We start from the raw sequence: 24,624 nt of genomic DNA, 5'->3' as shown, positions 1-24,624 counted from the left end.
AGCAACAGCAACGATGAGACCACTATGAGTGCATACAGCCAGGAAATCCGCGAAGCCATCCGTACCGTGCCCAACTGGCCAGAGCCTGGAGTGATGTTTCGCGACATCATGCCCTTGCTGCAACGTCGCGAAATTTTCCGCAAGCTGATCGACAGCTTCGTGCATCGCTATCAGAACATGGAGCTAAACGCCGTGGCCGCGATTGATGCCCGCGGCTTTATCTTGGGCGCACCATTGGCCTATGAGCTGGGCTTGAGCCTGGTGCCGGTGCGCAAAAAAGGCAAACTGCCCTTCGATACCGTCACCCAGGATTACAACCTAGAGTACGGCAGTGCCACCATCGAGCTGCACACTGACGCCTTCCGTGCCGGTGACCGGGTATTGGTGATGGACGATTTAATCGCCACCGGCGGCACCATGCTGGCGGCCTGCCAGTTAGTACGCCAGCTCCAAGCCGAGGTGGTCGAAGTCAGCGCCATCATTGATTTGCCAGATTTAGGCGGCAGCAACAAATTGCGTGCTGCTGGCTTTGATGTGTACGCCGTGTGCGAATTCGACGGTCACTAACATGCCTTTACTCCACTTTATTACGCACCGCATCGAAAAAGACGCCCAGCAGCCCGGTGCCAAGCTCACTCATAGCGAGGACGAGGCCAACCTGGAGCAAGAGCCATTAGCGGGCTTTTGTCAGCACACCGCGCGTGAGCTAAAAGGCATTCTCGCCAAACGCGGCGGCCGCCGCTATGGCGCCTTTCATCCAGAAATCACCCACGTCCCGGCGCTATTAAAGGACTGGCAAGGCGAGCGCCAATCTTTTGCCGCCGTCAGCCGACGCATTTGCCAGCACCTGGCCAACAGCTTGGACAACACCGAGTTTGCCATCGATGGCTTTTTCGCCTGCTTTGTTGAGCAACTGGCCGACAGCGACCGTCTGTATTTATTTCATTTACAGCACCGCACCAGCGTCAGCGTGACCGCTGACATGAGCCTGAGCGAAACCCACTATCTGGACTTTGCCAGCACCGGTGTGGGCATCATGCTTAACCTCAGCGATTGGCAGCAACAGCAGCCCAACTACCTGACCCTGACCTATGGTCGCGCTGACCGCGCCTTGCAAAATCACTTCGCCGAGGCACTGGGCTTTTGCGACACCCTCGACAGCGCCGAGGAAACGCGTGAGTTTCTGCAAGCAGTTGAAGACTACAGCCAGCAACTGCCGGCGGAGAAAAGCCACGAATATAAAGCCAAGGTGGTGGAATACTGCGTTGAGCAGGACATGCGCGGCGAACAGGTAGACGTGAAAGAGCTGTCCGACTTCGTCAGTGCCACCGTCGAGGCCGAGCAACCCGCAGGCCAAGACTTTGCGCACTACATTACCCAGCGTCACAGCAACAACGACGACAAGCCAGCACTGCCGGAGCAACTGACGCCGGATCGCAAAACCCTGAAGCAGTACCTGCGCTACAACGGCAAGAACCGTGATTTAAGCATCAGTTTTGCCGCGCATTTGCTGGATGAAACGATTCATTACGACGCCGCCAGCGACACGCTGACCATCAAAACGCTGCCCGATAGTCTGCGCAAGCAATTAAAAGGAGACTAGCGAGGCTGCTAGTTCTCTTGAGCGACCAACGCTTCGCTTAGCATGTCGCGAATGGAATCGGTGGTGCGGCGCACAATAAAGACCGCGCTGTTCTGGTTGTAATCCAGCACCGCGCCTTCGATAAACGACCATTTGCGCTCCACCCGTTGGCGCAGAGGCTCTGGCAAACCTGGCAGGGCTTGGCGAAACGACTGCGTGGCGGTTTCAATGATGTTGTCGGTGGCCGACAGGCCACCAAACACATTGATATTGAAATACAAATAGCCAGCCACGGTCTGCTCCAAAGCAATCAAAGCACGCAGAACGGCCCGCTCATTAGCTCCCTGATTTTGCTCACGAGCTTGCTCAATGGCTTGGTAGAGCGCCTGCTGGCGCTCATCTAGGTTCACCGGATAGCGCACATCGCCATTGGCCGCCGCCAGTTCAATATTGGCCTCAATAAACTCGCGACTGAGCTGCCACTGCTCGCCCAGCTGCGGCCATTGCGAGGCCAGGGCATCCACTTGGGTTTGCGTCGCTTGCAGGGTTTGAGCCAGACGCTGGCGTGACATGGCATCGCCTTGGCGTAAGGAAATCAAACTGGCATCCGCCGTCACCTTATACGCCATGGCGTGCAAACGCATGAGCTCAGCATCGTCCGCCAGCGCCAGCAACGGACAACACAACACCCACCACATCAATACCCGGTACATACACTGATTTCCTTAGCACTGTTGTTATTTTGGCCAATAACATAACGGTAAAACGGCGCCAAGCAAACGACCAGCCAGGACACAGTGAATGTCTTCTCGGCCAATACTCGCTGTTGCAATCAGGCTTTTTTCGATGAGCCCATCGCTAAGCGCTCCACCACCCGCGCCGCTGCCACAAAACCAAAGGTGCCGGTCACCATGGTGACGGCACCAAAGCCGGAAGCACAATCCAGCCGCGTGCTGTCGGTCAGGCTTTTGGTTTGACAGACACTGCCATCTGGCTGCGGGTAGCGCAGCTGCTCCGTGGAGTACACACAGGGAATGGAATAATTACGTGAAGGGTTACGCGAGAAACCGTACTCGCGGCGCAGCAGCGAGCGTGTTTTGCGCGCCAAGGGGTCATTATGAGTTTTATTGAGGTCGGTAACGCTGATCTTGGTGGGGTCGATTTGCCCGCCAGCAGCCCCGGTGGTGACCACGCGAATCTTGTGGCGCTTGCAATGTGCCAATAGCGCGGCTTTGTTTTTTACGCTGTCAATGCAGTCGATGACGTAGTCGAATCCGGTGTGAATCAACTCAGCCACGTTGTTGCGCGTTACAAACTCCGCCAGCGTTTCTACCTGGCATTGCGGATTAATCGCCACTAAGCGCTGCGCCAATGCTTCTGCTTTGAGCTGGCCAACGGTGCTGGTGAGGGTGTGCACCTGGCGATTGGTGTTGGTCACGCAAATATCGTCGAGGTCCATCAGCGTCAGCTGGCCAATGCCAGAGCGCGCCAGGGCCTCAGCAGCCCAACTGCCCACGCCGCCAATGCCAATAATGCAGACATGAGCGGCCTGCAAACGCTGCAGGCCATCGACACCGTAAAGGCGGCCAATGCCGCCAAAGCGATCAAGATATTCAGGAGTCACGCGCCATCCGTCTATGCAAAAGCGCGCAGTATATCAGAGGGTGCTGATTTGCACGTCACTCTGACGCAGCCAGCGAGAGGTCTGAGCGATGCGGCGCAGCGATGGCTCAGTGCTGTCAAACTGATTCAGCAGCTCGCGCTTTTCTTGCGCCGACAACTTGCCAGTAAGGCCGCGCTTCAGCTCTGGAATCGGCGCAATGCGCGCGGTCAGTGTTTTAACCAAGGTCGGTAAAAACTCTGCCGACAGCTGAGCGTGATCACTGTAGTTCAAGCTAACAGCAACATGGTCGCCACGCTGCTCCAGCACCAAATGATCGCCCGTGCGCAGCGGTCCTTGGATGACCGAGGCAAAGGCATCAAAGTCGCGCTGCAAGCTTTTCATAGCGGCTTGCGATTGCCCTACCGCCATGACTTCGAGCCACAGCTGGCGAAATTTGCGCGCGGTGATTTTGTCTTCCAACACCTTGATTTCCATGCGCAGCTGGCGCTCGCCAGGTGTCGCATCGTAGTCCGCGTACAAGGCGGTTATAAACCAAGGTTTGTTCAGGGTTTCAAACACCCCAATCCCTTCAAATTCTGCAGCATTTGCTGCCAAGGCCATTGTCGTCCCTAACATAAGCGCTAACAGTCGACGGAACATAGCCATTCCTCCACACCATCCAAAGCGGCTAACAACCAGGTCAATGACTGCCACTTTTTGGTACCAATTGCTTATGTGTCTATTACAGCGCTTATCGCGGCGCTCAGCAACGACGCACTACGCCATACCGACAATTAAATCGTGATGGCGTTAGCAAATTTGGAAAAAGGTGACGATTTTTGTCACTGGCGATCAAAAAACAACCGTCAAAGACAACCAATCGCGACAGGAAAGCTTGCCCGAGACCTCCACTCGGGCAACGCGGCTAATCCGTCAACGCAAAGCGAAACGGCAGTTCAAACTCCAGCATATTTTCATCCAACAACTGGGGAGCAGGTGGATATGGCGCCGCGGCTACCACGGCTTCTTCAGCGGCACGATCCAACACAGAAACGCGCGAGCTAGAACTGGTGGTGACTTCTTTGACTTCCCCACTGGCATCGAGCTTGACCAGCACCCGAACCTCGCCTTCATAGCCGCGCATCAAGGCGCGCTTAGGATAGCGAACAGCCTTGGTGGCTTGCGCAATCAGGGTGCGGTAATACTCGATTTCGGCCATTTGCAAAGCCGCCCAGTCGATTTCAGGCTCGCTGACTACGGGCTCAGCCGCATCCGTCGCAATCGTAGCCGAATCCTCAGCTGCGACTGCCTGGGGTGACAAATTTTGCCCATCCGCGTCCGCCTCAGGACGGCCAGCACTCTTGCCAATGGACTCTGTAGCCGACTCTACCGCCGCTGTTTCTGGCGACGCAACGGTTGCCAACACAGGTGCAGCAGCAGGTGCGGTCGACCCGCCATCCTTTGGCTCTGATTGCGAGGCAACGTTGGCAGTTTCAGGTTGGCTTTGCTTAGGAGTTTGCGACTGGACTTTAGCATCGCGCTGAGGCTCTGCTTGAGGCTGGTTAGATGCCGGCTTGGCTTCTGTCTGAGCTTGCGCTTGAAGGCTGGGTTGCGGCTTGGGTTGCGGTTTAGGCTGTGGTTGAGCTTGGGCAAGGGCGACCGGCTCTGGTGAGGGTTTGGGCTCTGGTGTCATCCATTCGCGAATCACCTGCTTTCTGCCCGGTGCCGGCTGAATTGCTTCCACCGCCGCCAACGCACTGGCTCTGTCATCAAGACTGAACAACTGGCGCTGAAACGCCGGCGAATACGGTACTGAGCCTGCCCAAGCGTTAGCCAGCAAGGGCACCAACTCTGGCTGTGGCCAATCAAGCACCTCAACGTCATTGATGGTGACCTGACTGCGACCTTCCAAGTTGCTGATTTGCATCACATCACCTGGCTGTAACGTACCTTTGACGCAACGCAAAAAACGGCCAATCGGCTCAGCAGAGCGGCGCAGCTGCTCATCGTTGAGATTGATCGCCAGCGCTTCGTTCCAAATGCGGTAAAAACGCCGCGCTGACATCGAATCAGAGACCACCCTCATTTCCAGCACCAAACGCGCATTCGGCTCCATCCAAGTGCGCCACTCCGGCGCCTCACTGTAAACAGTGGCGCGAAACATATCCGTATTTAGGCGTTGATAGACGGCGGTGCCCTGAATGGGCGGTAATGCACTGACCATGCAGGCATAAAACATCGTCAATAGCCCGCACCATCGTAACTGCTGCATGACTCTTCTTCCTCTCTTACTTCTTGTTGTCGTGGAGTCACTTGGCGCCCATCATCTGCAGCGCCAGCTTGATCCCAGTATGCCTGACCTCGCTCAAAAAACGCACACCGGCGTCACAAGTTAATCAGGCGGATACGCTGATTAGCATCGAGCAGCGTTGATGGCAAGTGCTGGGACAGGGTCTGCTGGCGCACGTCTTCTAGGGTAACGCGTGATAGAATCTGCATGAGCAGCTCATTCACCCCCATCCAGCCACTGACCAGCGAGCAGCTGGATTGGATCTCACAATCGGAGGCCGATTGGCTGCATTCCGTCAGCGCCACTGGGCCTTCAAAGGCTTCGACCACATCCAAAATCCGAATCTGCTGAGGTGAGCGCGCCAGCTTATAGCCACCGTGAGCACCGCGGCGAGCGATCACCAAACCGGCGTCTACCAAGGTCTTCATTACTTTGCGCAATGTGGACACTGTTAGCCCCGTTGCCGTCGCCAACTCTTCCGTGGATTGCTTCACCGCTCCCACCTGAGCCAACGCATCCAATACTAAAATGCCGTAGTCCGTCAGTTTGCCAATTTTCAGCATAAGCCATTCCCCCCACGCCGCATTTAATGAGAAATGCTCTCGATTGGTCAAGTTTCAACCATTTTGATAGCATGCGCGCCAGATAAAGCATACCAGTGTGGTAATCTTTCCAATACCTGAGTAAAATACTCGGAATTGGTCGCAAGACCCGTGATTCCACATGCTGTACAACCTGAGGCACCCAGGTGCCACTGAGAGAGATCGCTATGAGCAGCCAGATTGAAACCCAAGCCGCCACGACAGAAACCGTCGTGCTGGAAGGCAAAGACGCTGAAATCGGTCGTCGCATCGGCAAAGAATATCAGGCCGGCTTTGTCACCGAAGTCGAATCCGACACCCTTGCACCGGGTTTGGATGAAGACGTCGTTCGTTTTATCTCGGCCAAAAAAGGCGAACCTGAGTGGCTAACCGAGTGGCGTTTAAAAGCATTTCGCGCCTGGCAAGAAATGCAAGAACCTGAGTGGGCGCACGTCACCTACGAAAAGCCTGATTTTCAAGCACTGTCCTACTACTCCGCGCCGAAAAGCATGGCCGATAAGCCCAAAAGTCTGGATGAAGTCGACCCAGAACTGCTGCGCACCTATGAAAAACTGGGGATTCCGCTGCACGAGCAAATGGCCCTCGCTGGGGTCGCCGTCGATGCCGTATTTGACTCGGTTTCCGTCGCGACTACATTCCGCGAAAAATTAGCCGAAGCGGGCGTTATTTTTATGCCCATTTCTGAAGCGGTACACGAATACCCAGAGCTGATCCAAAAGTATCTCGGCACCGTCGTGCCGCAGCGCGATAATTTTTATGCCGCACTCAACTCGGCGGTATTCTCCGATGGCTCATTTGTGTACATCCCCAAAGGCGTGCGCTGCCCGATGGAGCTGTCGACCTATTTCCGCATTAACGAAGCCAAAACCGGCCAGTTTGAGCGCACGCTCATCGTCGCCGATGAAGGCTCTTACGTGAGCTACCTCGAAGGCTGTACCGCGCCCATGCGCGATGAAAACCAACTGCACGCCGCAGTGGTGGAGCTAGTGGCTTTAGATGGCGCCGAAATCAAATACAGCACGGTGCAAAACTGGTATCCGGGCGATGAAGAAGGCAAAGGCGGCATTTATAACTTTGTTACCAAACGCGCCGTTGCCCACACCAATGCCAAAGTCAGCTGGACCCAAGTCGAAACCGGCTCAGCGGTTACTTGGAAATACCCCAGCTGTGTATTAAAGGGCGACAATGCCGTCGGTGAGTTTTACTCCGTCGCTTTGACCAATAATTTCCAGCAGGCCGATACTGGCACCAAAATGATTCATTTGGGTAAAAACACCAAATCGACCATCATTTCTAAAGGCATTTCAGCCGGTAAAAGTGAAAACTCTTACCGCGGCCTGGTGCGCATGAATCCGAACGCCGAAGGTGCGCGCAATTACACCCAATGTGATTCGCTGTTAATCGGCGATCAGTGCGCCGCACATACCTTCCCGTATATCGAAAGCAAGCACCCATCGGCGGTGGTTGAGCACGAAGCCACCACCTCTACCGTCAGCGACGATCAGCTGTTCTTATGCCAGCAGCGCGGCATCGACACCGAAAAAGCCGTCTCCATGATCGTGAATGGTTTCTGTAAAGAAGTCTTTAAAGAGCTGCCCATGGAGTTTGCTGTTGAAGCTGGCAAGTTGTTGGAAGTGTCTCTCGAAGGCTCCGTCGGCTAACCCTATTTATTATGACAGCCCCCAGGGCTAACCCGTTTGCTCCCGGCACCGCTTGGCGGTGCCCGTATTTATAAGGTACAGGCAATTATGATCAGCATCCAAAACCTGCACGCCAGCGTCGAAGACAAAGCCATTCTCAAAGGCTTAAACCTTGAGGTGAAAGCTGGCGAAGTACACGCCATCATGGGCCCCAATGGCGCCGGTAAAAGTACCCTAGGCAATGTTTTGGCCGGCCGCGAAGGCTACGAAGTGACCGGTGGCAGCGCCACATTAAACGGCACCGACATTTTGGAGCTCGACCCAGAAGAACGTGCTCGTTTAGGCCTGTTTTTGGCATTCCAGTACCCAGTCGAAATTCCTGGCGTTTCAAACCTGGAGTTTTTAAAAGCCTCCGTTGACGCCGTGCGCGAACAGCAAGGCAAAGAAGCTCTGGATTCTGTGCAGTTTTTAAAGCTGGCACGCGAAAAGTGCAAAGCCGTTAACTTAGACCAAAGCTTTTTAAAACGTGGCGTTAATGAAGGCTTTTCTGGCGGCGAGAAAAAGCGCAACGAATTGATGCAAATGATGCTGCTAGAGCCCAGCCTGTGCATTTTGGATGAAACCGACTCTGGCCTCGACATCGACGCGCTGCAAGTGGTGGCTGAAGGCGTTAATGCCATGCGCGATGCCAATCGCAGTTTTATTGTGGTGACCCACTATCAGCGCCTGCTGGACTACATCGTGCCTGACTATGTGCATGTATTGGCCAATGGCAAAATTGTTAAATCGGGCGGCAAAGAACTGGCTCTGGAGCTGGAAGAAAAAGGCTACGGCTGGCTCGAAGACGCCGCTACAGCTGAGTAAAGGGGCGCGATGATGAGTGAATTTATTCAGCAACAATTGCAGCATGTCGACGCGTTAGAGCGGTCAGCCTGGCTGCAACAAGCCACCGACGGTAGTCGCGATGTATTTGCCAACGCCAGTGTTCCTACGCGTAAAACTGAGCTGTGGAAATACACCCCAGTACGCGCGTTGACCGAAGGCGTCTACGCGCAAGCGGCGCAAACCTTCAGCGCAGCAGGTTTGGATGAGTACGCCACCATTCCGGCTTTGGGCAGCCACCGCTTGGTGTTTGTCAACGGTCGCTTATCGCAGGAATTATCCAGCCACGAAGCGTTGGCTCAGGTCACCCTCTTTAGCCAAGCCGATGAGCAACAGCAGCAGCTGATTCGCCAACACCTAGATGACGTCATGCGCGGCAGTCAGCGTCACTGGCTCAACGAATTAAACAGCGCCGCAACCAACGACGGCGTATTAATTCATGTTGGTAAAAACCAGCGCTTGCAACAGCCGCTGCAAGTAACCTGGCTAACCACCCCACAAGCGCAAGCATTTAGTGTCAATGCGCGTTTGCTGGTAGTGCTGGAAAGCGGTGCCGAAGCCACCTTGGTAGAACACTACGATTCCGCCACCGATGCGCAAAATAGCTTCACCAATGCGGTCACTGAAATTCGCTTGGGCGCTAATGCACAGTTGCAACATTATCGCTTGCAACTGATGCAGGAAGACGCATTGCATGTGGGCGCCGTGCATACCGACTTGGGCCGCGACGCGCGCTATCAATCGTTTCATGTCAGTCTCGGTAGCCGCTTAAGCCGTAATGATCTGGTGGTAAACCACACCGAAGGCGGCTCACATTGTGAAATGCACGGCGTGTACGTGCCGCAAAATCAGCAGCTGGTGGACTTTCACAGTTGCATTGAGCACGCGGTGGCTCATTGCACGTCCAATGAAGTTTTTCGCGGCATCATGAACGACAGCGCCAAGGCGGTGTTTAATGGCCGCATCCATATTCATCCGCAAGCACAAAAAACGCTGGCAGAGCTGAGCAATAAAAACTTGCTGCTCACCAATAAGGCAGAAATCAACACCAAGCCTGAGCTTGAGATTTATGCCGACGACGTTAAATGTGCGCACGGTGCCACCGTTGCCCAGCTAGAAGAAAAGGCCCTGTTTTATTTGCAAAGCCGCGGCATCAGCCGTGACGAGGCCGAAGTCATGCTGAGCTTTGGCTTTATTAATGAGCTGTTAGAAGCACAACCACACGACGCCCTAGTGCAGTATTTACGCCCGATTTTGGCGCGTCGCTTTGGTCGTGATTTTCAACTCAGCCGTCACCTGCTTTAACGGAGCGTTATATGAGCGACCTGATTCACACGCTGCGGGCCGATTTCCCCGCACTGGCACAGCAGGTTAATGGCAAGCCATTGGTGTATTTGGATAACGGTGCGACGACGCATAAACCGCAGGCGGTGATCGATGCCATCAGCCAGTTTTACGCCCAAGACAACTCCAACGTGCATCGCGGCGCTCACACGCTGAGCGATCGCGCTACCCAAGCTTTTGAGCAAGCACGCGAAACCGTGCGTGATTTTCTTAATGCTGGCAGCACTAAAGAAATCATTTGGACGCGCGGCACCACCGAAGCCATCAACTTGGTGGCGCACAGCTTTGGCGCACAACTACAAGCAGGCGATCAAATTCTGATTTCTGCCATGGAGCACCACGCCAATATCGTGCCTTGGCAAATGCTGTGTGAGCGCAGCGGTGCTGAGCTAAAAGTTATACCAGTAACCGAGCGCGGCGAGCTGGATATGCCGGCGTTCGATGAGCTGTTAACGGACAAAGTAAAACTGGTCGGTGTGGTGCACGTCTCTAACGCTTTGGGCACCATTAACCCCATCGAAGACATCATCGCCAAAGCCCACGCCGTTGGCGCTAAGGTGCTGATCGATGGCGCACAATCGGTCGCCCACTGGGACATCGATGTGCGAGCACTGGATGCCGACTTTTTTGCTTTTTCTGGCCACAAATTATTTGGCCCAACCGGCATCGGGGTTTTATACGGCAAGCAAGCCTTGTTAGAAGCCATGCCGCCTTATCAGACCGGCGGTGAAATGATCGAGCATGTCAGCTTTAGCAGCACTCGATTCAACGGCCTGCCATTTAAGTTCGAATCTGGTACGCCGAATATTGCCGGTGCGATTGGCCTTGCAGCCGCCATTCGCTATCTCAATCAATTAGATCGTGACGCCTTGCTGCAGCACGAGTACGCTTTATTGGCGCGTTTGCGCGAGCGCGCGAGTGATATGCCAGAGCTGCGCTTAATTGGCGATGCCGAGCATAAAGCCAGTATTTTTGGTTTTGTATTAAACGGCGCCCACCCCGCTGATGTTGGCACTTTGCTAGACCAGCAAGGCATTGCCGTACGCACTGGCCACCACTGTGCCATGCCCATCATGGAGCAGTTTGGTGTACCCGGCTCCGTGCGCGCCTCGTTTAGCTTTTACAACACCTTGGATGAGGTCGATGCTTTGTTCACTGGGTTAGAAAAAGCTAAATTGTTTTTGCTGTAATCGCCATAAGGATACAGATATGAGCATCGAAACCTTTGACCCCAGCACGCAAGCCCAGCCAGATAATACTCAGGTCAGCATGACTGAGGCTGCAATCAACCATGTGCGCAAACAACTGGCCAAGCAAGCCGATAAACAAGGCGTGCGCTTAGGTGTTAAAAAAAGCGGCTGCTCGGGCTTTAAATACGACATCGAGTTTGTTGATCAGCCCCAAGAAGGTGACCTGAGCATTCAGGTAGCGGATGATTTGACCTTATTTGTTGCCGCGGACGCTGCACAATTTGTGCAAGGCACTGAGATCGACTTCAGCAAAGAAGGGTTGAACAGCACCATCAAGTTCAACAACCCCAATGCCAAAGATTTGTGTGGTTGTGGCGAGTCGTTTTCGGTTTAATAGCGCCCCAATTCATCTTTGCTAATCGATAGCGCGTAGGAGCATCACGTGGAAAAACGCATGGTCGTTGCCCAACAGGACTGCCCAGCTCGGGCTGTGCCGTCCGGCGTACCAACCACCATTCCGGCCGGCTCATTTGTCACCATTAACCAGGCACTGGGCGGTAACTACACCGTCACCTTGAACGGTAATATGGTGCGCGTAGACGGTACCGATGCCGCTGCTTTAGGGCTAGAAACGGAAGCCATCGAATTTGAGCAGCGCGCCGATGGCAAGGTGCATGAAGATCAAGTTCGCCAAGCACTTCGTACCATTTTTGACCCGGAAATTCCGATCAATCTGCTCGATTTGGGGTTGATTTACGGCATCGACATCGACGGTCAGCAAGTCAATATTCGCATGACACTGACCGCTCCCACGTGCGGCATGGGCCCGGTGTTGGTGTCCGATGTAAAATACCGCGTCGCCAAGGTGCCCAATGTTGAGCACGTTGAGGTTGAACTGGTGTTTGATCCGCCGTGGCACAAAGACATGATGACCGAAGAAGCCCAGCTGGAAGCCGGGTTATTTTTCTAACGGCACATAGCAACATCTATAAAAAACCACCTATAAAAAAGCCGCTCTCAGACGAGGGCGGCTTTTTTATCTGCGTGTTTTTTATTTACGGACGCTCTAAAATCGCCACTGCACCCTGCCCGCCAGCGGCGCAAATTGAAATCAAACCACGGCCTGAGCCTTTTTCTTCCAGCATTTTGGCCAATGTTGCAACGATGCGCCCGCCGGTGGCGGCAAACGGATGGCCGGTGGCAATGGAGGAGCCATTCACATTAAGCTTGCTGCGATCAATGCTGCCGAGCGGCGCCTCTAACCCCAAACGCTGCTGGCAAAACGTTTCGTCTTCCCAGCTTTTTAATGTCGATGCCACCACCCCAGCAAAGGCTTCGTGAATTTCATAAAAGTCAAAATCCTGCAACGACAGGTTGGCACGCTTAAGCATGCGTGGCACAGCGTAGGCTGGCGCCAGCAATAAACCCTCTTTGTTTTTGCTGCCATCTTTGCCAAAAAAGTCGACTGCCGCGGTTTCATAAAAGGTTAAATAGGCTTTGACTGGCAGATCGTGCGCCTTGGCCCAATCCTCTGATGCCAGCAGCACCACCGAAGCTCCGTCCGTCAACGCCGATGAGTTGCCTGCGGTGAGTGTGCCCTTGCCTGACTTTTTATCAAACGCGGGCTTTAAACTGGCCAGCTTTTCCATATCTGGTTTGCGTGCCAAGTTATCGCGCTCCAAGCCCATAAAAGGTGTGACCAGGTCGTTAAAGAAACCGCGCTCGTAGGCTGCCAAAAGATTTTCATGGCTATTAAAGGCAATTTGATCCTGCTCTTCACGACCAATGCCCCATTCTTTTACCGTCAGCTCGGTATGCTCCCCCATAGACAGGCCGGTGCGTGGCTCACCGTTGCGCGGCACCAGCGGCATCAAATGCTTGGGGCGAATCTTAGTCAGCAGTTTAAGTTTGCCGGCGTTGCTTTTGGTGCGGTTTATTTCCAGCAGAATTTTGCGCAGCCCCTCACTCACACCGATGGGCGCATCACTGGTGGTGTCTGAGCCGCCAGCAATGGCACTGTCGATTTGCCCCAAAGCAATTTTGTTGGCCGCCATCATAATGGCTTGCAGGCCCGTGCCGCAGGCTTGCTGAATGTCCACGCCTGGGGTTTGTGGGTCGAGACTGGTGCTCAGTATCGATTCGCGCGCCAAGTTAAAATCGCGACTGTGCTTAATGACAGCGCCAGCAATAAATTCACCGATGCGCTCACCTTGCAGGTGGTAGCGATTAACCAAACCATTGAGTGAGGCGGTCAGCATGTCCTGATTTGAAGCGTGTGAATAGGCGGTATTAGAGCGAGCAAAAGGAATGCGATTACCACCAATGATGGCCACGCGGCGCACAGTCTGAGTCATAGCAAGGTCCTGACAAGGTTAAATCAATAAATCAACGCCATGGCGACGCTGCTGACAATGGCAGGCTCGATACCCATAGGCCCGATACCCACTGCAATCAGGCCAGTGTAAAGCGGCGATGTGCGTCTGCATTGGCTGAGCTGACGGTAGCCCGACCTGAGGCTGTCAATTTCAGTCTGCAGCGTAACTGCTGTAATCTGAGGACTATCGCAGCGTCTGCTTGTTTACTGTGCGCAGGTCGCATTGGCTTTGCCCATTTCACATCACGGGACACTACCATGAGCAATTTTTACGAAACCATGTTGAACAACCAGCTGGGCCGCAACCTATTAAAAACGGTTGGCCTGCCGACCCCAGTTGAACTAAAGCGCTACCGCCGCGAGCAAGCCACATTTTTTAGCGGCAAAGTACTGATAGGTGCCAGCCAAGATGCGGCCTTACTTGAAGACACGCTGCGCAACCTCAAAGACAGCGATGCTCAGGTATTTTTCCCAGCAGCAGCGCGCACAGCCTCAACCTTGGTCAGCGCCGCTGAAAAAGTCGGCGTACAAATTACCGGCATTGAATGCAGCAAAGACATGCGCGATAAATTTGATGCTCTGCTGTTTGACGCCTCAGGTTTTCAGCACGCCGAAGATTTGCATCAACTGTATTACTTTTTCAACCCAGTTATGCGCCGCCTCAACAACAACGGCCGCATCGTGCTGCTGGGCCGTCCGCCAGAAAATGCCAGCAGTGGCGAGCAAGCGGCGGCCATGCGTGCATTGGAAGGTTTTTCACGCAGCCTAGCCAAAGAAATTGGCAAAAAAAGCGCCACCAGCCAGACCCTCTATGTTGCCACAGATGCGGAAGCGAACATGGACCCAGCGCTGCGCTTTTTGCTGTCGGCTAAATCTGCCTACGTCGATGGCCAAGTCATTCGGGTGCGTAAGGCCAAAGCCCAAGCCTACCCTGACTGGCACCAACCGCTGGCCGGCAAAGTCGCCTTAGTGACCGGCGCGTCGCGCGGCATCGGTGAAGCCATTGCCCGCACACTAAGCCGTGATGGCGCCAAAGTGGTGGGCCTCGACATTGCTCCGGCAGAAGACGACTTACGTCGCGTCATGGCCGAACTGGGCGGTGCTTATGTCGTTGCGGATATCAGCTCTGCCGAAGCGCCCCACACCATATCTGAGGCGCTTAAAGAGCATGGCGGTGCCGACATCGTGGTGCACAACGCTGGGGTGACGCGCGACAAAACCTTGGCCAATATGCCAGAGCACTGGTGGCAAATGACCATCGAGATCAACTTGGCGGCGGAAGAGCGCATTAACCAAGCGCTGTTTGAACACGGCACGCTGAATAAGGGCGGCCGCATTATTTGCGTTTCTTCCATGAACGGCATCGCCGGCCAAGTGGGCCAAACCAACTACGCGGCGTCAAAAGCCGGCGTCATCGGTTATGTCGAATACATGGCCGACGAGCTGGCGAAAAAAGACATCACCATCAACGCCGTTGCCCCAGGCTTTATCGAAACCGCCATGACCGACGCCATTCCCTTTATGACGCGCGAGGTCGGCCGACGTTTAAACTCGTTGTCGCAGGGCGGTAAACCCATCGACGTGGCGGAAACCATCGCCTTTTTTGCCAACCCAGCGGCCGGCGGCATTAATGGCAATGTGGTGCGGGTGTGCGGCCAATCGCTGGTGGGGGCTTAAGCAGGGCCTGAGCAACGCCTAGCCAAGGCTAGGATAAGACCATAAGACAAGGGACTGTCATTCATCCTATACTTAGGCGGCATTGTATGAGCCGCCTTTATGCCGAACGTTATATCGCCATCGACGGCCGCGCCCAGCGGTAACACATTTAATCATTACACTCAGTTGCTGGAGCAAATCGTCTCTGGTCAACCGCTGGCCACCATTCTGACGGCCATCGCCGAACTACTAGAAGAGCAACTGCCCGATGCCTTGGCCTCTATTTTATTGCTCAGTGAAGATGGCCAGTTTTTGCGTCACGGCGCTGCGCCCAGCTTGCCGCAGAGCTACAACGAGGCGATTGATGGCGTCGCCATCGGCACGGGCGTTGGTAGTTGTGGCAATGCCGCGGCGACTGGGCGCATTACCATTGTCGAAGACATCGCCAGCCACCCCTTCTGGCATGACTACAAAGCCATCGCCTTGCAGGCAAACTTGCGCAGCTGTTGGTCGCAGCCGATCTTAAACCAGCAGCAGCAAGTCATCGCTACCTTCGCTATTTACCACCGCCAGCCACAAAGCCCCAAAACACAACATCTGCAAACTCTGGCCAATTTATCAGCCCTGACCCGCGCAGCCATTGAGCACAGCCAAATCAACAAGCGCTCTCGTCTGGCACAAACACTCACTCAGCACTTACCCGTCGGTTTAATGGTCACCGACCGCCACCAGCGCATTGTCGATGCCAACCCATCTCTGTGTTATGCCACTGGCTATCAACGCCAACAATTAGTGGGTGAGAGCCCAGAGCTGATAGCGCCGGAGCTAAACCCAGCTAGCTTTGCTGCGCTGGTGCAACAAGCAGGGCGCGAAGGTTGGCATGGCGAGTTATTGTGTCGTCGTCGCAACACCGAGAGCTATACCGCCGAGGTGCGTGTGTCGGCGGTGCACAATGAACACGACGAGCTGCAATACAGCTTGGTTTTGCTTACCGATGTGTCTGAGAACAAGCGCTCGCAAGAAACCATTCACTATTTAGCCAACTACGACGTACTCACTGACCTGCCCAACCGCAATTTGTTTTATCAGCACCTCAGCGACAGCATGGAGCGCGCTCGCCGCCAGCAGCAAGCGTTTGCCTTGCTGTTGCTGGACTTAGATTACTTTAAAGAAATTAACGACCAACTGGGCCACGAAGCCGGTGATGAGCTGCTGATGAAAACCGGTAGCCGCATTCGCCAATGCTTGGGGCCTAGCGATGTGCTCGCGCGCTTAGGCGGCGATGAGTTTGCCATCATTTGCCACGGAGACTGGTTAGAGATGGCCAATCAGGTCGTCAGCACCGTGCATCAACCTTGTCGTTTGCGCCACATTCATCAGCAACGCGTCACCGCCAGCATTGGCTTAGCGATTTACCCAGAGCACGGCGACACCATTGAGCGCTTAATGAAAGCCGCCGATCAAGCGGTGTACGGTGCCAAGGCCCTGGGCCGCAACGGTTACTGCTTATTCGACAGCCATATGGAAGAGTCAGCACGCGAGCAGGCCAGCTTGCACCAAGAGCTGCACACCGCCCTAGAAAAGCAGCAATTGGCATTGTTTTATCAGCCCTTGGTGGATGTACGCTCAGGCCAAGTCTGCCAGCTCGAAGCCCTATTGCGCTGGAACAATCCGCGCCTAGGGCTGGTCAGCCCAGATAAATTTATTCCGCTGGCGGAAAAAACCGGCTTGATTCGCAGCATTGGCCATTGGGTACGCGAGCAAGCCATGCAGCAATATCAGCGCTTGGTCGACCTGAACTGCGCCGTTCCCATCGCCGTGAACTTATCTTCAGCCGAGCTGTATGACGATCAATTGGCGGCGCGCATCGGAGCGCAATATCAGCACTACCAGCTGCCACCACAGGCGTTAATTATTGAAATTACCGAAAGCCTATTGATTGAGAGCAAGCAAAACACACAAGCGTTTTTACAGCAGCTGCAAGATTTGGGCATCAGCATTGCCATTGATGATTTTGGCACCGGCTACTCATCGCTGTCTTATTTAGCAGCGTTTCCCGTGCAAAAACTAAAAATTGATCGCAGTTTTATTCAGCAAATTTTGCAAGACGATCGCAAACAAGCCTTAGTCAGCACCATGATTAATTTAGGCCACGCGCTGGGCATGGAAGTCACGGCAGAGGGCATAGAAACTGAGCATGAGCGCCAGCTATTAGCGCAGCAAGGCTGCGATACCATTCAAGGCTATTTAATCAGCCAACCCATGCCAGCCGATGCCATTGAAAAATACTTGCAGCAAATCATCTAGCGTCCTGAGTCGCGAAGCCGTTTTGCCGCTCTAGCGCTGCTTTTTCGCCCGCTTTTTCTTTAAATAGTCTTTTACCGGCGTCGGTTTATCCGGTAACGCTTTAGCAAAGCGCTGACGCATTTCGGCGACCTTTTTCTCCTTGCGCTGATGCTCTTTTTCCTGCTGCAACGCTGGGCGACGTTTTTGCAGAGGTACGACATTCGAATCTGACATACACCACCTTAACACTCTGACACCGCCGCAACTCCACCGCCGCAACAGTATGATGACCATGCTACTATGCGCGCCACCAAAAAACGATGCACGCAAGCTCAGTATGGCGAACTCACTCCCCATTGATCTGTTGCTGGATGACATCAGCCAGCAGCTTGAACAACACCACAGCTTAATTTTGACCGCCGAACCCGGTGCTGGCAAAACCACACGCTTGCCTTTGGCACTGCTGCAGCAAGCGTGGCTGGCGGGCAAGCGCATCTTGATGCTGGAGCCACGGCGCATGGCGGCGCGCAATGCCGCCACCTTTATGGCCCGCCAACTGGGCGAAGCGGTCGGTGACACCGTGGGCTATCACATTCGCTTAGAGCGCAAAGTCGGCCCCAATACGCGCCTTGAAGTCATCACCGAAGGGCTGCTGACCCAGCGCTTGCAAAGCGACCCCGAGCTGGCCGACGTTGGCCTGATTATTTTTGACGAGTTTCACGAGCGCCATTTGCACGCCGATTTGGCACTGGCGCTCAGCCATCAATGCCAACAGCTGTTGCGTGACGATTTGCGCCTGCTGATCATGTCCGCCACCCTGGATGCCGACGCCCTTAGCCAGCAGTTGAACGCCCCTTGCCTGCATGCACCTGGGCGCAGTCACCCAGTCACGGTGCATTACCGCCCGCCCCAAGGGCAAGAAAACCTGCACCAGCACAGCTTACGTGTTTTGCGCGAGGCACTGCGCGACAACAGCGGCGACGTGCTGATGTTTATGCCCGGCGTTGGTGCCATTCAAGCCGTAATCGACGCCTGGCAAGACGACCGTGTTATTTTGCTGCCCTTGCATGGCCAATTAAGTGACGCCGAGCAGCAGCAAGCGCTGCAACCACAGCCTAAGCGCAAGGTCATCGTTGCCACCAATATTGCTGAAAGCTCACTCACCATTGACGGTGTCGACACCGTCATCGACAGCGGCCTGGAGCGGGTGGCGGTGTTTCAGCCAGCACGCGGCTCACAAACCTTGCAAACTCGCCCGATTGCTCAAGCCTCAGCCGATCAGCGCAGTGGCCGCGCTGGCCGTCAACGCGCTGGGCAAGCCTACCGTTTATGGGCGCAAAGCCAGCACCACACACGGCCTGGCGAGCGTGAAGCAGAAATCAGCCGTTCAGATTTGGCCGCCTTGCAATTGGAATTGCTGCGATGGGGCGCCCATGCCGATGAGCTTTTGTGGCTGAGCGCACCACCGCCAGCGCTGCTCAAGCAAGGCATGGCACTATTGCAGCAACTGGATATTTGCAATGACGGCGGCCAGCTAACAGCTCACGGCCAGCGCTGCGCACAACTGGGGTTAGAGCCGCGCTGGAGTCATGCCTTAGTGATCGCAGCCCAGCATGGCAGCGCCCAACTGGCCTGTGAACTGGCTGCCTATTTACAGCAGTGGCCAATGAAGCAACGCCGCAGTGACGACCTAGAGCGTGAGCTGCTGTATGCCCGCCAGCAACCGTTATGGCGCAAACGCATTGCCCCCCTTGCCAAGCGCTGGCAGCAAACATTGGCCGCTATCCAGAACACCGAGCACACTGACACCGAGCCCCTCGATCTGGCAGCGCTGCTGTGCCTCACCTTTCCCGATCGCATCGCCAAACGCCGCAGCCAAGGGCTGGGGGTATTGATGGCCAATGGCAGTGGTGCCGAGCTCGGGCCAGATTCACATCTGCAGCAGCACGATTGGCTGCTGCCCGTGCAGCTAGGAGGCCAACAAACGGCGCGCATTGAGCTGGCCATGGCTTTACCTGGCGCCGCCTGGTTGCAACAACAGCCAGGGCTCAAGCCCCATAGCCGCATTGATATTGACTGGAATGAGCAAGGGCAACTGCAAGCGCTGGAGAAAACTTGCCTCGGTGCTTTAGTACTGCAGCAGCAGCGCTTACAAAAACTCAGCGACGAGCAATGGCACAACGCCTGGGACAGCTTTTTTGCCAGCCGCGGCCTTGGCGATTTGCCCTGGGACCCGCGCGCGCGGCAGTTGCAGCAGCGCATGCAACGAATGAGACAAGATCAGGGCGAAAACTGGCCTGAGTGTGATGATGAAGCACTGCTCAAACGCCGCCAGCAATGGCTACTGCCCCATGTGGCAAGCTTTCGTCATCAGCGCCAGCTGCAGCAACTCAACCTGCATCAGTTGCTATTGCAACAACTGGACTGGCAGCAACAACAAACATTAGAGCAGCAGCTACCGGAGAAATGGCAAAGCCCAGCGGGCAATGCACTCAGCATTGATTATGGCCAGCACCCACCCAGAGTGAGCGCCCGCTTACAAGAGTTTTTGGGCTGCCAACAGCACCCCTGCATCGGCCAGCAACGACAACCGCTCAGCATTGAGTTGCTGTCACCGGCACAGCGGCCGATACAAATTACCGCCGATTTGCCCGGCTTTTGGCACGGCAGCTACAGCGAGGTACGCAAAGACATGCGTGGCCGCTACCCCAAGCATTATTGGCCGGAAGACCCAGCCACCGCCGAGCCGCAGCGCCACAGCATCAAACGCAAGCCGCAGTAACCGAAAAAGCAGTTAAACGTAAAGGTTAAAGACCATCAAGCGCACGGCGATTGCACGGCCAGCGTCTTGCTTTGCTTGGCCAGCAGGACTCAGGGGTAAGTTGTGTGACTGGAGTGGGTGTTCTGCGAATGCCATTCTTTTCCGCCAAGCCCTATGCCCTTTATCCCTCACGCCGAACGAGCGACGAAAAGCGCCCATCAAAGCAGTTTCTGCAAGGCATTTGCATCAGTCGCTGGGGTCAGAGCTTAAGCTCTGACCCAGTATCTGCTTTTCCGCTAAATCCTATGCCCTCCTTGAGGTTATCCCTCACGCCGGGCGGGCGAGCTCCCTGCCTTGCGCTGCACAGGCCGTGAATCCTGAGCTGCCAATGCTGTGGTCGCCGCAACGCCAACAGCCTGCATCCCGGCAGGATGTTGACTGAGCAGCCCCTGCGGGCACAGCCATTGCCAACTCAGGCGGCCTGCTAAGGCGCGGAAAACCTTGGCGCAACACCGCCCTCAGAGAATAAAGACGATGCCTTATTTGTGTTTAAAAGCGACAAACAGCGACGCACACTACCAGTCGGCTTGCCTGTATTTTCACAGGATGGTAGCTTAAGTGACAAAACAATCAATCGGTTCGTATGTGCGCGCCTAGGCTTTGAGGCGTGGATGGAGGGCAAGGACTTTGTTCAGGAGGAAGTGTGAAAGAAAGGAAGGCATTCAGTTGCCAATCAATAGGTTGGCAGAGATAGCTCGAATGGTTCTAGCTGGAAAAACAGGCACGTACATTATTAAACTGTTAACACTCAAACCCAAACCACTATCACATAGGAAAAAGGATGCTTTCGTACACATACGTAGATAATTCAAATGTATTCATTGAGGCTCAACGGGTTTCAGCCGTTGAAGAAGGGATGGCCGCCGATTTAAATGATGCTATTGATCGGCGAGTATTTAACTTCAACTACAAACTCGACTACGGCAAACTTTATGAGTATCTCTGCGGCGAGGATGACCGCCAAGTAGGATGCGCTAAACTTTGGGGGTCGCCACCACCATCGGACAGTTTCTGGGCCATGGTAGAGAGCAAAGGTTTTGAAGTTGTTACATACGACCGTAATGCAGCAGGTAAGGAAAAGAAAGTTGATGTTGCCATCGCTCACGCCATTACCAAGGATGCATATACCAAAGTAAATAAAGACGACTCCGAAATAGTATTAGTCGCCGGAGATAAAGACTACGTGCCAGTCATCGAAGATCTAAAATCCGAAGGGTATAGAGTCGTGGTCGTCTTTTGGGATCACGCGGCTTATGAGTTGAAGCAGGCAGCTAACAAATTCATCTCATTAAACCAGTGGCTTAGTTATCTGCAAAAGTAAGTGTTAACAAGACCAGGCAGTGCGACGCCAAAATGCGGCGCGCCTGCTGGCGGCGTTAGGCGGTTTTGCCCTACGCCTGATCCTACCAATCAAAAGGGCATGGAGAGCTAAAAATGACAACATGGCACTACGTTGAAGGTGGGGCTCAAGTGGGCCCATTAACAATAGATGAAATGAAGGGCGCTATTAGCGATGGGAAAGTAACTCCATCGACTAAAGTTTGGCCAGGTGAAGGTGACTGGGTTCATGCCAGCGAAACTTTGCTATCGGAGTTTTTTGGTGCGCGTGAAAGCACCACACCTCCTCCTTTGGCAGGAGAAGATATCGACAATAAATTTATGTGGATATTGGTAACAGTTCCAATCATTGGGGTGTTCATTGATTTGATCGTAGGAACTGTTCTATTTCTCCCATCAATAATTGCAAATATTGCGCTCTGTATTCTTGACGAGAAAAAATTGAAAGCGGCAGGTCATGCTGCACCAGAGCATTGGTCAGTATTTATTGTGCCAGTATATATATGGAAGCGAGCAACCTTGCTTAACCATAAAAAACACTACTTTGGTGCTTGGGTTGCAGCGTTCATTCTATCAATCATGCTTGATATTGGAGGAGCAGAGGCTGCGATTGAGGAAGCTGCTTGCCCAATAGTCACAGATATTATCAAACAACAGCTTTACGGTTCGGCTAAATGTATGGATGTCACCATTGATAAGGAAGTAACAGCAGGTTTCTATAAAGCAACTGCGACCTTGGATAATGGCAACGAGTTAATGATCACTATTGAAGAGCAAGACGATGATATGATCTACGTTCAAATACCAAACCAGTAAATCGCCTAACAAGCGCAAGCAGTCGGAAAATTTACTCGCTTGCGCTCCTAAACTTCTGCTGTTGCGGGCGTTATGCCTATCTGTGAGAACACAAAAAGGATGAATTATGTTTGTTAAAATTCTTATTTTTTTAGATGGCTTTTGAGCTTGTGGAATAATTTATCTGACGAAGATAAGGAAAAGATTGTAGATATGATAGTGGATTCTTTTACACATATATTCAAAGCATTCTATCGTTCATCAAAGCAATCGGAGGAGTAGATGAAAAATTTGAAAGAGTTTATGAGTGCGACTAAAGATAGATCGGCCTCTAAAGAGTTAGCTCTTAAAAATATATCTACTGTAGTAGCAAGTGTAGTATTGCTAAGTGGTGTGGTCAGCACTAAAAGTAAAGCTGAAAAATTTGGACAAGAAGTAACAAAATTAGCTGGCAGTGAAGACGTTATATCAGAGTTGAGTGAAGAGGTGGGCGCACCACTATCAAATGAGTCTGACAGCACAAAGCAGACACCCACCCGACTTCCTAGACCAAGTCGCTAAACTATCGGTCTCGCGCCTAGGTTTTCCGCGCCTTAGCAGGCCGCCTGAGTTGGCAATGGCTGTGCCCGCAGGGGCTGCCCGGATGGCAGCACCAGCCAACATCCTGCCGGGATGCAGGCTGTTGGCGGTGCGGCGACCACAGCATTGGTAACTCAGGAATCACGGCCTGTGCAGCGCAAAGCAGGGAGTTCGCCCGCCCGGCGTGAGGGATAAGATCCCTCAAGGAGGGCATAGGGTCGTGCGGGTTGGTAAACTGTAAGCCGAAAAAACTGCAAAAGCTGGTTGGACTGCACATACAGATGCACAAACCAGAGAACGAAAGAGCCCGACATCCATCCCTGCCCCTCGAAATCTGAGCGTGGCAGCTTTCCTCTTGACCCGCCATCCTTTTGCTCATTACCGAACGTCATCAAAACAAAACTCAGATTTAACCAATCGCTATAAGTTACCCAAGGTCACACAGTTTTGGCGACAAACGAACATCTACCCTCTATTCCTAAAGCACCTCATCAAAAGCGAGAGGGGTACTGGCATCAAAGCGCTGTGCTTGCCAGTGTTGAATTTTTAAACCATGTAGAGAGCCGCTGATGATCCTAGATGGATACCAACAGAGTTAGAGGCTCTAGACTAGGAGGTCGCTATGAGTGCAAGAAGTGCAGTAATCACCCTCGTCAACCATACCAATTTTGATTGGGCGTTCAAAAGTGCCAAGGATAAGCACGGTAAATTTGACGGCAAACCTAATCCTCACTCGGACGAAGAAGGCCATCATTTTTTCCCAGAGCGAATACCCGCCCAAGGTTCCGTTACCTTTACCGTCTGTAATCGCTCGGGGGCCATGATTGGCCCAGAGGGGTGGGTGGAATACTATGTCTTGGACGATATCAAGCCTATCAATACGGTCATGCGATGCCGCTTTGATCACCCTTATGACAAAGGCCCCAGCTACTATTTAGCCGAGTTTGACCACACTGAAGACGATGCCTACGAGTTCCTCGGCCAGGGCACACTGGAGCCCAGCCATCCCAGCGGTCATCACCAAAAAGTCACCTTAACAGTGACCGGCAAACAAATCGCTAAACAGCAGTCCAAGGCCTCCTAGGCTCTGCCCCGCAGCCAGCGCTGCGGGGCTTCTACTTCTGCAAGCGCATTTCTGCTACTGTGGACGCTTTCTTGCTATTCGAGACGCCCCATGGACAGCGCTTGGTTATTTATTCTCTCCTGCCTGGTTTTTTCCTTGGTGCCAGGGCCTGCCATGCTGTACACCGTCTCGCGCACACTTAAAGAAGGCCGAGCTGCGGGCCTGCGCACAGTGGCAGGCATTTTTTGCGGCTCGCAGCTGCATGTCGTCATTGCCGCCAGTGGCGCGGCAAGCTTTTTACTGACGCAACCCGAGCTGTTTAAGTATTTGCGCTACGCCGGTGCTGGGTATTTTATTTATTAAGGGAAACTCTGAATAACTCTGCACAGCTCTGCGCGAGTGCAGCAGGCTTTCAGAACAAGGCGACGATGGCAGGAAATGGCCAACCCTTTTCAACATCGACAACGATGTTATGGACGCCTGCCGCCCGCGCCCTGCGGGGATCGCCAGAGAGCTCCAACTCTGTGTCGCCGATTTTTGCTGTAGCCGGCTATAGCGGCAAACCGGCTTCGTGATTCT

23 protein-coding genes are annotated in these 24,624 nt (G+C 53.8%); 16 read left to right on the top strand and 7 right to left on the bottom strand.

Features of this window, described 5'->3' with window-relative positions; translation table 11 throughout:
- Positions 1-24 precede the first annotated feature (24 nt).
- Together IE090_RS01695 and IE090_RS01690 are read left to right on the top strand one after the other, a co-directional pair.
- A complete protein-coding gene (locus tag IE090_RS01695; protein ID WP_189386608.1) occupies positions 25-567 on the top strand; it encodes an adenine phosphoribosyltransferase in 543 nt (180 codons plus the stop codon).
- A 1-nt stretch (position 568) separates the two neighbouring features.
- Entirely contained in the window at positions 569-1,603 is a 1,035-nt protein-coding gene (locus tag IE090_RS01690; RefSeq protein WP_189386607.1) for a nucleoid-associated protein, read from the top strand.
- A gap of 8 nt (positions 1,604-1,611) precedes the next feature.
- Here the strand turns inward: IE090_RS01690 and IE090_RS01685 are convergent, their stop codons facing one another.
- The 5 genes from IE090_RS01685 to IE090_RS01665 all read right to left on the bottom strand — a co-directional run bounded on the left by IE090_RS01685 (position 1,612) and on the right by IE090_RS01665 (position 6,038).
- On the bottom strand, positions 1,612-2,295 hold the full coding sequence (locus IE090_RS01685; RefSeq protein ID WP_189386606.1) for a hypothetical protein: 684 nt from the start codon (positions 2,293-2,295) through the stop codon (positions 1,612-1,614).
- 119 nt (positions 2,296-2,414) lie between these two features.
- On the bottom strand, positions 2,415-3,206 hold the full coding sequence (tcdA, locus tag IE090_RS01680) for a tRNA cyclic N6-threonylcarbamoyladenosine(37) synthase TcdA (protein ID WP_189386605.1): 792 nt from the start codon (positions 3,204-3,206) through the stop codon (positions 2,415-2,417).
- Between the two features lie 33 nt (positions 3,207-3,239).
- Positions 3,240-3,845, bottom strand: coding sequence for a hypothetical protein (locus tag IE090_RS01675; RefSeq protein ID WP_229815333.1), 606 nt, complete (start codon positions 3,843-3,845; stop codon positions 3,240-3,242).
- A 265-nt stretch (positions 3,846-4,110) separates the two neighbouring features.
- Positions 4,111-5,457, bottom strand: coding sequence for a TonB family protein (locus IE090_RS01670; RefSeq protein WP_189386603.1), 1,347 nt, complete (start codon positions 5,455-5,457; stop codon positions 4,111-4,113).
- Positions 5,458-5,570: 113 nt separating this feature from the next.
- The gene (locus IE090_RS01665) at positions 5,571-6,038 is read right to left on the bottom strand and encodes an SUF system Fe-S cluster assembly regulator (protein ID WP_189386602.1); all 468 of its coding nucleotides are present in this window, start codon (positions 6,036-6,038) and stop codon (positions 5,571-5,573) included.
- Positions 6,039-6,244: 206 nt separating this feature from the next.
- Here IE090_RS01665 and sufB point away from each other — a divergent pair, with 206 nt between their 5' ends.
- From sufB to sufT, 6 genes are all read left to right on the top strand, one after another.
- On the top strand, positions 6,245-7,738 hold the full coding sequence (gene sufB, locus IE090_RS01660) for a Fe-S cluster assembly protein SufB (RefSeq protein WP_229815324.1): 1,494 nt from the start codon (positions 6,245-6,247) through the stop codon (positions 7,736-7,738).
- Positions 7,739-7,825: 87 nt separating this feature from the next.
- Entirely contained in the window at positions 7,826-8,581 is a 756-nt protein-coding gene (gene sufC, locus IE090_RS01655; protein WP_189386601.1) for a Fe-S cluster assembly ATPase SufC, read from the top strand.
- 12 nt (positions 8,582-8,593) lie between these two features.
- On the top strand, positions 8,594-9,904 hold the full coding sequence (sufD, locus tag IE090_RS01650; RefSeq protein ID WP_189386600.1) for a Fe-S cluster assembly protein SufD: 1,311 nt from the start codon (positions 8,594-8,596) through the stop codon (positions 9,902-9,904).
- Between the two features lie 11 nt (positions 9,905-9,915).
- Positions 9,916-11,133: an aminotransferase class V-fold PLP-dependent enzyme gene (locus IE090_RS01645; RefSeq protein ID WP_189386599.1), complete on the top strand. Its 1,218-nt coding sequence runs from the start codon at positions 9,916-9,918 to the stop codon at positions 11,131-11,133.
- 19 nt (positions 11,134-11,152) lie between these two features.
- Positions 11,153-11,527 carry a HesB/IscA family protein gene (locus tag IE090_RS01640; RefSeq protein WP_189386598.1) on the top strand — a complete coding sequence of 125 codons (375 nt, stop codon included), beginning with the start codon at positions 11,153-11,155 and terminating at the stop codon, positions 11,525-11,527.
- 48 nt (positions 11,528-11,575) lie between these two features.
- Complete coding sequence (gene sufT, locus IE090_RS01635; protein ID WP_229815323.1) at positions 11,576-12,103, top strand: putative Fe-S cluster assembly protein SufT; 528 nt, start codon at positions 11,576-11,578, stop codon at positions 12,101-12,103.
- 85 nt (positions 12,104-12,188) lie between these two features.
- Here sufT and IE090_RS01630 read toward each other — a convergent pair whose 3' ends face one another.
- Entirely contained in the window at positions 12,189-13,487 is a 1,299-nt protein-coding gene (locus IE090_RS01630; protein ID WP_189386597.1) for an acetyl-CoA C-acetyltransferase, read from the bottom strand.
- Between the two features lie 278 nt (positions 13,488-13,765).
- On the opposite strand from IE090_RS01630, the gene IE090_RS01625 reads away from it, so the two are divergent.
- Both IE090_RS01625 and IE090_RS01620 read left to right on the top strand, forming a co-directional pair.
- Positions 13,766-15,184, top strand: coding sequence for a 3-oxoacyl-ACP reductase (locus IE090_RS01625; RefSeq protein WP_189386596.1), 1,419 nt, complete (start codon positions 13,766-13,768; stop codon positions 15,182-15,184).
- Positions 15,185-15,283: 99 nt separating this feature from the next.
- The gene (locus tag IE090_RS01620) at positions 15,284-17,470 is read left to right on the top strand and encodes an EAL domain-containing protein (protein ID WP_189386595.1); all 2,187 of its coding nucleotides are present in this window, start codon (positions 15,284-15,286) and stop codon (positions 17,468-17,470) included.
- Positions 17,471-17,500: 30 nt separating this feature from the next.
- Here IE090_RS01620 and IE090_RS01615 read toward each other — a convergent pair whose 3' ends face one another.
- On the bottom strand, positions 17,501-17,683 hold the full coding sequence (locus IE090_RS01615) for a tRNA (uracil-5-)-methyltransferase (protein ID WP_189386594.1): 183 nt from the start codon (positions 17,681-17,683) through the stop codon (positions 17,501-17,503).
- 103 nt (positions 17,684-17,786) lie between these two features.
- Here IE090_RS01615 and hrpB point away from each other — a divergent pair, with 103 nt between their 5' ends.
- The 6 genes from hrpB to IE090_RS01585 all read left to right on the top strand — a co-directional run bounded on the left by hrpB (position 17,787) and on the right by IE090_RS01585 (position 24,408).
- Entirely contained in the window at positions 17,787-20,231 is a 2,445-nt protein-coding gene (gene hrpB, locus IE090_RS01610) for an ATP-dependent helicase HrpB (RefSeq protein WP_189386593.1), read from the top strand.
- 820 nt (positions 20,232-21,051) lie between these two features.
- Positions 21,052-21,591 carry an NYN domain-containing protein gene (locus IE090_RS01605; RefSeq protein ID WP_189386592.1) on the top strand — a complete coding sequence of 180 codons (540 nt, stop codon included), beginning with the start codon at positions 21,052-21,054 and terminating at the stop codon, positions 21,589-21,591.
- Positions 21,592-21,704: 113 nt separating this feature from the next.
- Positions 21,705-22,424, top strand: a complete 720-nt coding sequence (locus IE090_RS01600; protein WP_189386591.1) for a DUF4339 domain-containing protein — start codon at positions 21,705-21,707, stop codon at positions 22,422-22,424.
- A 261-nt stretch (positions 22,425-22,685) separates the two neighbouring features.
- Positions 22,686-22,964 (top strand): hypothetical protein, encoded by a 279-nt coding sequence (locus IE090_RS01595; protein ID WP_189386590.1) that lies wholly within the window; start codon positions 22,686-22,688, stop codon positions 22,962-22,964.
- Positions 22,965-23,604: 640 nt separating this feature from the next.
- A complete protein-coding gene (locus tag IE090_RS01590) occupies positions 23,605-24,066 on the top strand; it encodes an aegerolysin family protein (RefSeq protein WP_189386589.1) in 462 nt (153 codons plus the stop codon).
- A 90-nt stretch (positions 24,067-24,156) separates the two neighbouring features.
- Positions 24,157-24,408, top strand: coding sequence for a LysE family translocator (locus IE090_RS01585; protein ID WP_268247107.1), 252 nt, complete (start codon positions 24,157-24,159; stop codon positions 24,406-24,408).
- The last annotated feature ends 216 nt before the right edge of the window (positions 24,409-24,624 follow it).

The organism is Bacterioplanes sanyensis, from assembly GCF_014652515.1.
Lineage (GTDB): Bacteria > Pseudomonadota > Gammaproteobacteria > Pseudomonadales > Oceanobacteraceae > Bacterioplanes > Bacterioplanes sanyensis.
This window is presented reverse-complemented; position numbering and strand designations above follow the sequence as displayed.